This is a genomic window from Aeromonas sp. Marseille-Q5825 (genome assembly GCF_946892685.1).
Lineage (GTDB): Bacteria > Pseudomonadota > Gammaproteobacteria > Enterobacterales > Aeromonadaceae > Aeromonas > Aeromonas rivipollensis.
In genome coordinates, this window is sequence record NZ_CAMPOU010000001.1 from 857516 (window position 1) to 869597 (window position 12082).

Sequence of the window (12082 nt, forward strand, 5' to 3'; positions counted from 1 at the left end):
TACCCCGTCCCTTTGGTACCCTGCATGCCCTCACGGGGAATGCCGCTGGGGTACTCGGGACGTCATCCTCACTATCGGTATTCTTCACAATAACTGAAGTGATTGGGACAACGGCTGTGTCAAATGTCGGCTTGTGTCACACTTGGCGGGCTGTGGCGACATTTTTGGGAGTCGCTTGAGTTTTGCATTGAATTTTCTTTTTCATATAAAGGAGTTACCCATGGCGCAAGAAACCATTTTCAGCAAAATCATCCGCAAGGAGATCCCCGCCGACATCCTTTATCAAGACGATCTGGTGACCGCCTTCCGCGACATCCAGCCCAAGGCCAAGACTCACATACTGATAGTGCCCAATGTGCTGATCCCCACGGTCAACGACGTGGAAGCGGATCACGAGCTGGCCCTCGGCCGCATGTTCACCGTGGCCCGCAAGCTGGCGGCAGATGCCGGGATCGCCGAGGACGGCTACCGCCTCATCATGAACTGCAACCGCCATGGCGGGCAGGAGGTCTACCACATCCACCTGCACCTGGTGGGTGGCCAGCCGCTGGGACCCCTGCTCAGCCTGTGATGCGTCCCGCCTCATTGACCGGCCTGCTGTTGGCCGGTCTGCTGCTGGGAGGCTGCGCCTCCCGCTGGCAAGATCTCTTCGTCTCCTATTCCGATCAGATGGTGCCCCTGCGCAACCAGCTGCTGCTGGGTCATGCCGCCGAGGCCCTGCCGAAGGTGCGGGAATCGACCCCGGGAGACGACACCTATGTGCTGGATCAGCTTGAGAAAGGGCGCATCGCCTGGCTGGCGGGTCAGGATGGCGTCAGCAAGCAGGGCTTTGCCGCCGCCGACAGCCGGCTCGCCTGGGAAGAGAGCCAGGCCAAGTACCGCCTGAGTCAGGGGCTGGCCCAGGCGGGCAGCCTGCTCACCAACGATCAGACCATGGCCTACCGGACGCCTGACTACGAGCGCACCATGCTGCACCACTATCTGGCGCTGAACTACCTGCAACGGGGGGATGCCGAAGGGGCCCTGGTGGAAGTGCGCCGCGCCAACCAGGTGCAGGAGCGGGCGCTCAAGGCGCGGGCCGACGAGGTGCGCAAGGCGAAGGAAAAGAGCGAAGAATCAGAAGCAGATGGGGAGATGCGCCAGCTAATGTCGCGCGGGGCACCCGAGCTCGATCGCCTGATAGGTCAGGTGAAAAACGGTTTCCAGAACGCTTACACCTTCTATTTCTCCGGCGTGCTCTATGAGGCCGCCGGGGATCTCAACGACGCCTGGGTGGACTATCAGCGGGGCTACCAGATAGCGCCGGACAACCAGAGCCTGCAGGATGCCCTGCTGCGCCTGGCCCGGTTGCGCGGCTCCGCGGATGAGCTCAAGGAGACCGAGAAGAAGGTGGGCCGCAAGGCGCCGCCGCTGGCCAAGGATCAGGGCCAGCTGGTGGTGCTGTTTGAAGATGGCCTGATCCCGGCGCGGCGGGAGATCTTCCTGCCGCTGCCTATTTCCACCTCTAGCGGCGATTTTCGTACCTTTACCGTGGCGGTACCCTATTACGACAACAGGGCCAGCGACACAGGCCCGCTCACGGTGTCGGTGGGCAAGCAGGCCGGGCGGACCAGCTCGCTGGTGCGACTCGAATCGCTGGCGGCCAAGGATCTGCAGGAGCGGCTGCCGGGCATGCTGACCCGTCAGGCGCTGCGGCTGGTGGCCAAGGAGCAGTTGCGCCGCAGCGCCGCCAAGGAGGGGGGCGATGTGGGCAATATACTGGTGGGCATCTTCAATACCCTCTCGGAGCGGGCCGATACCCGCAGCTGGTTGACCCTGCCTGCCGAGGCATCGAGCTGGCAGGGAATGGTCCCGACCGGGGAGGTGAAACTCCAGCTGGGGGCGGGCAGCGCCATGCGCACACTCCCCCTCACAGTGCACGCCGGGCGCACCACCCTCGTCTGGGTGCAGCGCCTCGGCGCGGGCCTGGGCACCCGGGTGATGCCCCTATGAATGCCCCTTTGGGCAAGGATCACAGACTGACCGGTTCGGCCCCTCGGCCACCGGCAAGGAGAACAAGATGAAAGCACATGGCTTGGCCCTCGGGCTGGTACTGCTGCTGGCGGGGTGCGCCACCAATACCTCCGGTGTGGCGCTCTATGGCGCGGCCGGGGCGGCTGCGGTGGCGGAGCAGCACCAGAACGTCAACGTCACCCTGACCGAACTCAGCCGCCGCCAGCAAAACGGCCTGCTGCAGGTCAACGTGGCCGCCGCCAGCACCCAGCGCGGCGACAACAAGTTGCAATACCTGTTCTATTGGTATGATGAGGCCGGGCAGGAGGTGGCCAGCGATGGCCGCGGCTGGACCCCCATCAAGCTGCACGGCTACCAGACCCGCACCCTGTCCGCCCTGGCGCCGAGTCCGGCCGCCCGGGGCTACCGGATTTACGTACGCGAAGTGATTGAGGAATCGAACTGATGAGAATGAACCATGCCCTGCTGATATTGACCGGCGCCCTGCTGCTCGGCGGCTGCTCCAGCACCACAGTCAGCTATGGCGATCCCACCGAGACAGAGACGGTGACGGTGGATTACGGCTCCTCCGACTTGCAGGCCATCGCCGACAAGATGGCGGACTCCATGCTGGCCTCACCGGTCACAGGCGAGATCACCGCAGGGGGCCGTCCCGTGATGTTCATGGACTCCATCCGCAACAAGACCTCGGAGCACATCGACACCGAGGCCATCACGGACACCATCCGCACCAAGCTGCTGCGATCCGGCAAGTTCCGCTTCGTCGACATGAGCAAGGTGAGCGCGGTCAAGCAGCAGCTCGAGTACCAGCAGAGCAGCGGCATGGTGGATCCCGCCTCCATGGTGCGCCTGGGCAAGCAGACCGGCGCCCGCTACATGGTCTATGGCAACCTGGCCAGCATCGTCAAGGACAATGGCAAGGTGAAGGACGTCTACTACCAGATGACCATGAACCTGATGGATCTGGAGAACGGCGAGCTGCTGTGGGCCGATCAGAAAGAGATCCGCAAGCAGGCGAAGACCTCCACCTTTGGCTGGTGAGGGCATTGGGTTACAGGGGGATCTGGCTGAGCTGAGCCTGTTGGCCAGCCTGCCAGCCCCCTGGCACCAGGGGCGCCTTGAGCCACTGGCGAGCGGCCTGACCAACGGCAACTACCGGCTGCGTCTGCCCTCGGGGCAGAGCGGCTTCCTGCGGCGCGGCCACCCGGATCCGGTCCGGCTCGGCATAGACCGCGCCACCGAGTGGCAGCTCTATCAGGGGGCCGTGGGGCAGGGGCTGGCCTTGCCCTGTCATCACGGCGATCCCGCCAGCGGCCTGATGCTGCTGGACTGGTGCGACGAGCCGAACTGGGCCGTCTCCCCGCCGCCCCTGGCGACCCAAGCCCCCTTGCTGGCCGAGGTGCTGAGACGGCTGCACCGACTGGCGCTGCCCGCCGTGGTGATGGCGGTGCGGGCTCATGCGGCCGGTTATCGCGGCCGCCTGGCCCGGATCCCTGACTGGCTGCCTGCGCTGGAGCGGGCCCTGCTCGCGAGCCACGAGCCGGACGATTGCTGGCTCCCTTGCCATCATGATCTCAATCCGGCTAACTTGTTGGGCCACAGGCCCTGGGTCATCGACTGGGAGTATGGCGCCGCCGGTCATCCTGGCTTCGAGCTGGCCAGCATACAGCGCACCCATGGCTGGAGCGAAGAGCTGCGGTGCCAGTTGGAGAGCTGCTATCTTGAAGGCAGGGGAAGCGCTCATAAGCTGCTCAATGGCAAGGGATTCCAGGCCGATGCCTTCCTGCCCTGGGTCGATTACATCGGCCTGCTGTGGGCGCTGCTGATGGCGGAGCAACAACCCGGGCCCGACTATCAGGCCCTCATCGACATGAACCGCCAGCGCCTGGAATGAGATAGGCCAGAGGCCAGCGCGACGCTTATTTTCTACGACTTGGAGGCATGCATGGTGACCAGATTCTCATGGCGTCAACCCCGCAGCTGGAGCCTGCTGCTGCTCTGCCTGTTGCTGACCGGCTGCGCGACCCGGGTGATCTACTACTGGCTCGACTCGGCCATCGTCTGGCAACTGGATGACTACTTCTCCCTGGATCGCAGCCAGAAGACCCTGCTGGACAAGGAGGTGAAGGGGCTGATGGCCTGGCATCGCCAACACGAGCTGCCCATCTATGCCCGGGATCTCGATGCCCTGGCGAGGGCAGTGGCCAGCCCCATGACCCCGGCCCAGGTCACCCTGCACCTGGACCGCACCCAGGCCAGCCTGACCCGCACCCTGGAGAACGCCATTCCCCGCACCGTGCGCCTCGCCAGCACCCTGACTGATGCCCAGGTGGCGCGCTTCATGACCGATAGAGTGAAACGCCAGCAGGAGCGCAAGCATGATTTCGCCACCGAGCCCAAGGCGCAGATGCTCAAGGAGTTCAGGGAGAAGATGAGCGAGCGGCTGGTGTTCTGGATTGGCAAGGTGAAGCCGGCCCAGGAGCCGCTGATTGCCCAGTGGGCCGAGTGGCAATACGAGATGATGCCCCCCTGGCTGGAGTTCCAGGAGGCCTGGACCAAGGAGCTGGAGCGGCTGATGAAGCAGCGCCAGGACCCGGACTTTGGCAAGGAGCTGACTCGCCTGCTGCAACAGGGGGACGGCCTGATGGATGGCCGCTTCACCGGTTACACCGACCAGTCACGCCAGCGCACCATACAGTGGCTCAGCGCCCTCAGCCAGTCGATGGATCTCTCCCAGCGCGCCCACCTCTACACCCTGCTCAAGGACTATGCCGAGGACTTCGACGCCATGACCCGCAGCCGCTGACGACTGCTATCCGTGCCGCAAGGGCGGCAGGCGTCATGGCCTGCCGCCCTTGTCCTTGTGGGGGGGCTATGGTAGTTTGCCCTTTCTATTATTCGGGAATTAACTTTTTGAGCCTGCTGGACAAAGTGAAACTGGCGGCGATGACCCTGCTCATCGCGCTCACTCTGCTGCTCTCTACCGTTTCGGTGGAGGGGCTCAAGGTACCCGCTTCCCAGCACGCCGCCCAGCTGATGGGGGAGGCCGCGGATCCTGCCGACGGCGCCCAGATGAACCACGGCGCCAGCGACAGCGACGACGGTGTCGTCAAGTTTGTCGGCTCCCACCAGAGTCACCTGCTGCGCCTCGAGCACTCCCTGAGCCGGGATCACCAGCCCGGCAGCGTGGTCTACGAGCTGGTCATGAGCTGGGCCCAGCAGGCCATACTGCTGCTGCTGTGCGGCCTGCTGCTCTACGCCGCCCTCTTCTACCCGAGGACGAGCTTTCGCGATCACTTCGCCAGTATCCACCGGCGCCGCCTGCAGCGCCGGCACCTGCAATACCGCTTCTCCCAGAGCTTCCTCGCCTGATCCCGATGGGGTCAGTCTGCCTGCTGTTGCCTCATCTTCTCTCTGTTGCTGTTCACTTTTAGTGAACGGCTAGGCTGTCTTGTTTCATTTTTTTGCACGGTGCGACCCGGCGTCGTCCTTGCCATCGCCTGACAGAGGCCGATTTCATGAGAAAAAAGAGTCATACCATACTGAACCGCATGAGCCCGTGGCAGTACGCCCTGCTGCTGCTGATGCTGGTCACCTTCACCTTCTATTCCCTGCCCACCTTCTTCGGTGAGCAGCCCTCCCTGGGCCTCCATGGCCAGACCCGCCTGAGCGGGGCGCAGCAGCGCCTGCTGCAGGAGCACCAGATAGCGCCCCAGAAGCAGATCGAGCAGAAGGAGCGGATCGAGCTGGTGTTCGCCACCCAGGCCGAGCAGCAGCGGGCCAAGCAGTTGCTGGAGCAGCAGGGGGTGGACAGTGCGGCCCTCACCCTGGAGTTTCACTCCAATGCCCCGACCTGGATAAGCCAGCTCGGCGCCGATCCCATCAAGCTCGGGCTGGACTTGCGCGGCGGCTCCCAGCTGCTGATCGGGGTCGATGTGGACTTTGTCATCGACAACCAGACCAAGAACCTGGTGGATACCCTGCGCACCCGCTTCCGTGAGGCCAACCTGCGCGGCGCCAGCGTGATGCGCACCGCCCAGGGGGCCCTGGCCGTCACCCTGCCGGACGTCGACGGGCAGGAGGGCTGGCTCACTATCATCAAGGAGAGCGCCGGCACCCGTCAGGATCAGTGGAAGCTCTCCCGCTCCGGCAATGAGCTCAAGCTGGTGCTGAGCGAATCTGAGCGCACCCTGCTGGTGAACAACGCCGTGACCCAGAACCTGTCGATCCTCAAGAAACGGATCAACGAGCTCGGCATCGTCGAGGCCTCGGTCCAGCGTCAGGGTCAGGACGGCATCCGCATCGAGCTGCCCGGGGTGCACAACCCCAAGCAGGCGAAAGAGGTGATAGGCGCCACCGCGTCCCTGGCCTTCTACGAGGCCAAGGCCGACAGCCGCTTCTTCATGGCGGATCGCAACGGCCAGGCGGTCGGTCTGGCCCGCAAGCCGGTGCTGAGCGGCGAGCACATCGTCGATGCCCGCGCCAACATGGGGGAGATGGGTCAGCCCCAGGTCAACATAGTGCTCGACACCCTGGGTGGCAGCAAGATGAACCAGTTCAGCCGCCAGCACGTGGGCAAGCCCATGGCCACCGTCTTCACCGAGTACAAGACCAACGCCGAGGGCAAGCTTCGGGCCAGAAGCGAGGTGATCAACGTCGCCACCATACAGACCGCCCTTGGCAACCAGTTCCGCATCACTGGGATTGGCAGCCTGCCGGAGGCCCAGGAGCTCGCCATGCTGCTGCGAGCCGGCGCCCTCACCGCGCCGCTCAAGATCCTGGAGGAGCGCTCAATCGGCCCGACCCTGGGGCTGCAGAACATAGAGGCGGGCTTCACCGCCCTGGCGTTCGGCATGGCGGGCATGATGCTGTTCATGATGGCCTGGTATCGCAAGTTCGGCTGGGTCGCCATCACGGCGCTCATCGGCAACCTGCTGATGCAGGTGGGGATGCTGGCGGTGCTGCCCGGCGCCGTGCTGACCCTGCCCGGGATCGCCGGTCTGGTGCTGACGGTGGGCATGGCGGTGGATACCCATGTGCTCATCTTCGAGCGGATCAAGGACAGGCTGCGGGAGGGGGGGAGTCTGGCCAACGCCATCGACTTTGGCTATCGCTCGGCGTTTCGCACCATCTTCGATGCCAACATCACGACGCTCATCTGCGCCGTGGTGCTCTATGCCATCGGCTCAGGACCGCTGCAGGGCTTCTCCATCACCCTGATCCTGGGGCTCATCTCCAGCATGGTGACCGGCATCTGGGGCACCCGCGCCATCATCAACCCCCTGTGGGGCAACAGCCGCGCCAAGCTGCTGAGGGTCTGACCATGACTGACACCCATTGCCTGCGTCATAGCACCGCGCGTCCGAGCGAGCTTCGCGCCACTTGCTTCCGGTTGGGAAGCCCAAGCCATCTGCTGTCGAGGGAAGAAGAATGCTGAGAATGATCATTGCCATGGGCCTGACCCGCTGGCGTTATATCGGGATGTGGGCCTCGGTGCTGCTGACGGTGGCGAGCATAGCCGTGCTCGCCATCAACGGGCTCTCCCTTGGGCTCGACTTCACCGGCGGCATACTGCTGGAGTTTCGCATCCAGACCCTGAAGGAGGCCCATGAACTCAACGCCCTGCTGAGCGCCCCCCTGGCCGGGGCGGTGGAGCTGCACGGCGCCGGCGTGCCCGGGGAGTGGCTCATCAAGCTGCCTCCCCACGAGCTGCCCTGGGCAGCGGAAGATCTGGCGATCATGCTGGGGCAGCAACTCGCCCTGCCGGTGGAGCTGCTGCGCACCACCATAGTGGGCCCCCAGGTGGGCGCCGAGCTGTTCCAGCAGGGGATGCTGGCGGTGCTGGTGGCCTCCTTGGCCATCTCCGCCTACCTGGCGGTGCGCTTCGAGTGGCGCCAGGCCATCGGCATCCTGGTCTCTGTGCTGCACGACGGTCTGGTGGCCCTGGGGCTGCTGGCGCTGTTCAATATCGAGTTCGACCTCAACGTCATCGCCGGCCTGATGGCGGTGATCGGCTACTCGCTCAACGACAGCATCGTCATCTCGGACCGGCTGCGGGACCTGCTCGGCTCGCGCACCCAGATGGGGATCCATGAGTGTTCCGATGTGGCCATCAAGGCCACCTTCAGTCGTACCATGATCACCTCGGGCACCACATTGTTCACCGTGGGGGCCCTGCTGCTGTTCGGCGGCGACGCCCTGTTCGGCTTCTCCTTCACCCTGTTCGCCGGCATCCTGGTGGGCACCATCTCCTCCATCACTGTGGCTTCCACCGTGCAGGAGCTGCTGGGGCTCTCCCCCCAGGCCTACCAGAAGAAAGAGGAGGAGCTGGCCGAGGCGGCGTGATGCCTTTGCCATTCCCTGCATGCAGAACGGGCCCCACTGGGCCCGTTTTTTTGTCTCTTTGGCTGGGCTAGAAGCCGGAGCCCGGTTGCTGCAAAAATTCGGCTTCTTCCGGGGTGCTGGTGCGCCCCAGGATGGAGTTGCGGTGGGGGAAGCGGCCAAAGCGCTGGATGATCACCTGATGGCGGCGGGCGAAGTCGGCGAATCCCTCGAAGGTCTCCCGGGCAGGGCCGTCCGCCTGCTCGGCCGCCAGTGCCTCGAACAGGGCCACGCTTCTGGCCTGCTGCTCCCGGGACTCCGCATGCTCCAGCGGCAGGTAGAAGAAGACCCGCGCCAGCGGGGAGAGGGCCTTGTCCGCGCCAAGGGACAGGCCCCTGAGGCAGAGATCCCGGGCCTTGGCATCCTGGGCAAAGGCCGCGGGTGAGGCGCGATGGATGTTGCGCGGCAACTGGTCCAGCAGCAGGATGAGCGCCAGCCTGCCCACCGGCACCTCGGCCCAGTGGGCGAGCTCGCCCTCTGCGGCGGCCTGTGCCAGCTCGCCGAAGCGGTGCGCCAGCAGCGCGTCCGTCTCGCTGCTCTTGCCCCACCAGAGGGGGGCTTGCCGGGCGGCGCGGGGGGCGTCGCCTGAGTCGTCGCCAAACCAGAAATCGAGCAGAGGTTGCCAGGGTTGCATGGGAACTCCTTGGGCCTGAGGCCTTCTGGTGAAACAAGGCCGATTGACCCTGTCATGGGGGGCTGCCGAAAGGGCGGCTTCTCGTTACACTGTGCCATCTTTTGCCTGAAACAAGGAACCCCTCCGATGGCCGGAACCAGTTTGTTGGCCCTGCTCGACGATATTGCCAGCGTGCTCGATGACGTGGCCCTGATGACCAAGATGGCGGCCAAGAAGACCGCCGGTGTGCTGGGGGACGATCTCGCCCTCAATGCGGAGCAGGTCTCCGGGGTGCGGGCCGAGCGGGAGCTGCCTGTGGTGTGGAAGGTGGCCAAGGGCTCGTTTCGCAACAAGCTGATCCTGGTGCCCGCAGCCATCGCCATCAGCGCCCTGATCCCCTGGCTCATCACCCCCTTGCTGATGCTGGGGGGCGCCTACCTCTGTTTCGAGGGGGCCGAGAAGCTGGCCCACAAGTTCCTGCCCCACGAGAGCGGCGAGACGGCCTCGTCAGCGCAGGCGATCCCGGACGATCTGGAGGCCTTCGAGCAGCAGAAGATAAAGGGGGCCATTCGCACCGACTTTATCCTCTCCGCCGAGATCATCGTCATCGCCCTCGGCACAGTGCAGGGCTCGAGCCTCGGCCTGCAGATCGCCGTGGTGGCGGGCATAGCCCTGCTGATGACGGTGGGGGTCTACGGCCTGGTGGGGCTGATCGTCAAGCTCGACGACATAGGCCTGCACCTGTTGCAAAAACCCGATGCCAGCGTCCTGCGCCGGGCCCTGGGACGGGGGCTCCTGGTGACGGCGCCCCGGCTGATGCACCTGCTGGCCCTGGTCGGCACCATCGCCATGTTCATGGTGGGGGGCGGCATCCTGGTCCACGGCTGGCCCTTTGCCCATCACCTCATCGAGGGGGTAGCCGCCAGTCTGGCCCCCCTGGCCGGGGGCGCCGTGCTGGCCGCGGTGACGCCGACCCTGCTGAGCGCCCTGGTGGGGGTGGTGGCCGGTCTGCTGCTGGTGCTGGCCATGACCCTGGTGGGCAAGCTGACCCCCGCGAAATAATAGCGGCCGCTCAGGAATCGTCCCCTGCCGACAGGGGGCGTCGCAGGCCGGATCTGCTGTTTGTTGACCAGAATGGGGGCTAGGCAAGGGCTGGCCCCCTTCGTACTATTTGGCGGCCACTGCCCACAGAGGCGGGGCGCCCACATGGACGCAAACAGACAAGGACAGTTATGACCACCACCCTTTGGCAGGATGATCACATCTATGCCGCCCCCGATTGCCCGGCCATCGACGCCGACTTCCAGCGCGCCGCAGAGGGCCTGACCGAGATCGCCAACCTGCTGGCCAGCCTGCCAGAGACCCGGGACATCAACGCCTTGCGCCACCTGCTTAGGGCCATTCGCCGTCAGGCCAACGCCGTGAGAACACAAGCTTGGAACAGCCAGACCTTCGCCTACAACCGGCTTAGCCGCAACGGCCGCGACGAGGCCGCCAGGGTGCTGCTCTCCCGTGGCCAGCAGTTGCAGGCGAGGCTGGCCCAGCTCGTCAAGCCGGTGGCCCTGTTCTGGCTGAACGCCCCCGAGGATCAGGTGCGGGCCCTGCTGCAGGATCCCGAGCTGTTCGAGCTGGCCTACCTCATTCGCCACGATCGCCGGTTGCAGGATCAGGCCCTCTCCCTCGAGAGCGAGCAGCTGATCGAGGGGCTGGCGGTGGACGGCCTGCAAGCCTGGGGGGATCTCTACGACAGCCTGGTGGCCAGGCTCAGGCCAGTGGTTGCGGGGGAGCCCATGGGGCTGGCCCAGGCGGACAACTTGCTCGCCCACCCGGACAGGGCGCGGCGCGCCAGCGCCTGGCATGGCATTCAGGCCGCCTGGGCCGGGGAGCAGGAGACGGTGGCCGCCATCCTCAATGCCATCAACGGCTGGCGCAACGAGCTGGCGGCCCAGCGCGGCAAGGGGCGGCTGCTCGATGCGCTGGACCTCTCCTGCCACCAGGGGCACCTGGAGCGCGCCACCCTGGAGACCCTGATGACGCAGGCTGAAGCCCACAAGGCGCTGGGCAGGCGGGTCCTGCGAGCCATGGCCTGTGCCCAGGGGATAACGGATTTTGCCCCCTGGGATCTCTATGCCCCGGCGCCTTATGGGGCGCAGGCCAGCGTTGGTTTCGGACAGGCGCTGACGCTGGTGGCCGATGCCTTCGCCGCCTTCGATCCCGAGATGGGGGAGTTCGCCCGCATGATGGCGGATCGGGGCTGGATAGATGCCGCGCCGAGCGACAACAGGCGCAGCGGCGCCTATTGCACCGAGTATGCCGACCCCGCCGAGCCCCGGGTCTTCCTCACCTTCGAGGGCACCATGGACAACGTCATCACCCTGGCCCACGAGCTCGGCCACGCCTGGCACAGCTGGCTGTTGCGGGACGCGCCACTGGCGCAGCGCGACTACCCCAAGACGCTGGCCGAGACCGCCTCGCTGTTTGCCGAGACCCTGGTGCGGGACGCCCTGCTCGCCCGTGCACAGACCCGCGAACAGCGCCTGGCCATCGCCTGGATGGACGGGGAGCGGGTCGCGAGCCTGCTGCTCGACGTTCCCTCCCGCTTCCACTTCGAGCGGGCGCTGGTGGCAGGCCGGGCCGAAGGGTATCTGGGGGCGGGCCAGCTGAGGGCCATGATGAAATCCGCGAAGCAGCAGTGGTATGGTGACAGCCTCAGCCAATATGACGAGCTGTTCTGGGCCAGCAAGGGCCACTTCTCCATCGCCGATCTCGGGTTCTATAACTACCCCTATCTGTTTGGCTACCTGTTCAGCCTGGGGCTCTATGCCCAGAAGGAGCGGGTCGGTGCCGACTTCGTGCCGGCCTATCGGGCGCTGCTCGCCGACACCGGCCGCATGAGCGCCGAGAGCCTGGTGGAGAAGCACCTGGGGGTCGACATTCGCGAGCCCGCCTTCTGGCAAGAGAGCCTGCGCTATGTCGAGGACGCTGTGGTGCGCCTCGAGCGGCTGGTGTAGTCACCCGTGTTTGATCCGGCTGGTGTCGCCGCCAGCCTTGGTATTCCTGTTCGTGGCCCTGGGG

The 12082-nt window shown here is 65.3% G+C and carries 12 protein-coding genes; 11 read left to right on the plus strand and 1 reads right to left on the minus strand.

Features of this window, described 5'->3' with window-relative positions; genetic code table 11:
* Positions 1–220: 220 nt before the first annotated feature.
* The 9 genes from hinT (at position 221) to secF (ending at position 8358) form a co-directional block, all read left to right on the plus strand.
* Entirely contained in the window at positions 221–571 is a 351-nt protein-coding gene (gene hinT / locus OC537_RS04045; RefSeq protein ID WP_025326574.1) for a purine nucleoside phosphoramidase, read from the plus strand.
* Entirely contained in the window at positions 571–1992 is a 1422-nt protein-coding gene (locus tag OC537_RS04050) for a COG3014 family protein (RefSeq protein WP_262109631.1), read from the plus strand. The genes hinT and OC537_RS04050 overlap by 1 nt, the downstream gene beginning before the upstream one ends.
* A gap of 67 nt (positions 1993–2059) precedes the next feature.
* A complete protein-coding gene (locus tag OC537_RS04055; protein ID WP_139744339.1) occupies positions 2060–2458 on the plus strand; it encodes a YcfL family protein in 399 nt (132 codons plus the stop codon).
* A complete protein-coding gene (lpoB, locus tag OC537_RS04060; RefSeq protein WP_111912313.1) occupies positions 2458–3054 on the plus strand; it encodes a penicillin-binding protein activator LpoB in 597 nt (198 codons plus the stop codon). The genes OC537_RS04055 and lpoB overlap by 1 nt, the downstream gene beginning before the upstream one ends.
* A complete protein-coding gene (locus OC537_RS04065; RefSeq protein WP_262109635.1) occupies positions 3044–3907 on the plus strand; it encodes a choline kinase family protein in 864 nt (287 codons plus the stop codon). The genes lpoB and OC537_RS04065 overlap by 11 nt, the downstream gene beginning before the upstream one ends.
* 51 nt (positions 3908–3958) lie before the next feature.
* Positions 3959–4819 (plus strand): DUF6279 family lipoprotein, encoded by an 861-nt coding sequence (locus OC537_RS04070; RefSeq protein WP_262109637.1) that lies wholly within the window; start codon positions 3959–3961, stop codon positions 4817–4819.
* A 68-nt stretch (positions 4820–4887) separates the two neighbouring features.
* Positions 4888–5385, plus strand: coding sequence for a hypothetical protein (locus OC537_RS04075; RefSeq protein ID WP_168234814.1), 498 nt, complete (start codon positions 4888–4890; stop codon positions 5383–5385).
* Positions 5386–5531: 146 nt separating this feature from the next.
* On the plus strand, positions 5532–7334 hold the full coding sequence (gene secD, locus OC537_RS04080) for a protein translocase subunit SecD (protein WP_171275868.1): 1803 nt from the start codon (positions 5532–5534) through the stop codon (positions 7332–7334).
* Positions 7335–7443: 109 nt separating this feature from the next.
* Positions 7444–8358 carry a protein translocase subunit SecF gene (gene secF / locus OC537_RS04085; RefSeq protein WP_262109642.1) on the plus strand — a complete coding sequence of 305 codons (915 nt, stop codon included), beginning with the start codon at positions 7444–7446 and terminating at the stop codon, positions 8356–8358.
* A gap of 67 nt (positions 8359–8425) precedes the next feature.
* Here secF and OC537_RS04090 read toward each other — a convergent pair whose 3' ends face one another.
* The gene (locus tag OC537_RS04090; protein WP_262109645.1) at positions 8426–9028 is read right to left on the minus strand and encodes a DUF924 family protein; all 603 of its coding nucleotides are present in this window, start codon (positions 9026–9028) and stop codon (positions 8426–8428) included.
* Between the two features lie 126 nt (positions 9029–9154).
* Here OC537_RS04090 and OC537_RS04095 point away from each other — a divergent pair, with 126 nt between their 5' ends.
* Together OC537_RS04095 and OC537_RS04100 are read left to right on the plus strand one after the other, a co-directional pair.
* Complete coding sequence (locus OC537_RS04095) at positions 9155–10069, plus strand: DUF808 domain-containing protein (RefSeq protein WP_262109648.1); 915 nt, start codon at positions 9155–9157, stop codon at positions 10067–10069.
* A gap of 170 nt (positions 10070–10239) precedes the next feature.
* Complete coding sequence (locus OC537_RS04100; protein WP_262109650.1) at positions 10240–12018, plus strand: M3 family oligoendopeptidase; 1779 nt, start codon at positions 10240–10242, stop codon at positions 12016–12018.
* Positions 12019–12082: the final 64 nt, after the last annotated feature.

Coding starts and splice junctions, on each gene's coding strand:
- OC537_RS04095 (WP_262109648.1), top strand. CDS start 9,155: ATGGCCGGAACCAGTTTGTTGGCCCTGCTCGACGATATTGCCAGCGTG.
- hinT (WP_025326574.1), top strand. CDS start 221: ATGGCGCAAGAAACCATTTTCAGCAAAATCATCCGCAAGGAGATCCCC.
- OC537_RS04070 (WP_262109637.1), top strand. CDS start 3,959: ATGGTGACCAGATTCTCATGGCGTCAACCCCGCAGCTGGAGCCTGCTG.
- secD (WP_171275868.1), top strand. CDS start 5,532: ATGAGAAAAAAGAGTCATACCATACTGAACCGCATGAGCCCGTGGCAG.
- secF (WP_262109642.1), top strand. CDS start 7,444: ATGCTGAGAATGATCATTGCCATGGGCCTGACCCGCTGGCGTTATATC.
- OC537_RS04055 (WP_139744339.1), top strand. CDS start 2,060: ATGAAAGCACATGGCTTGGCCCTCGGGCTGGTACTGCTGCTGGCGGGG.
- OC537_RS04100 (WP_262109650.1), top strand. CDS start 10,240: ATGACCACCACCCTTTGGCAGGATGATCACATCTATGCCGCCCCCGAT.
- OC537_RS04050 (WP_262109631.1), top strand. CDS start 571: ATGCGTCCCGCCTCATTGACCGGCCTGCTGTTGGCCGGTCTGCTGCTG.
- lpoB (WP_111912313.1), top strand. CDS start 2,458: ATGAGAATGAACCATGCCCTGCTGATATTGACCGGCGCCCTGCTGCTC.
- OC537_RS04075 (WP_168234814.1), top strand. CDS start 4,888: ATGGTAGTTTGCCCTTTCTATTATTCGGGAATTAACTTTTTGAGCCTG.
- OC537_RS04090 (WP_262109645.1), bottom strand. CDS start 9,028: ATGCAACCCTGGCAACCTCTGCTCGATTTCTGGTTTGGCGACGACTCA.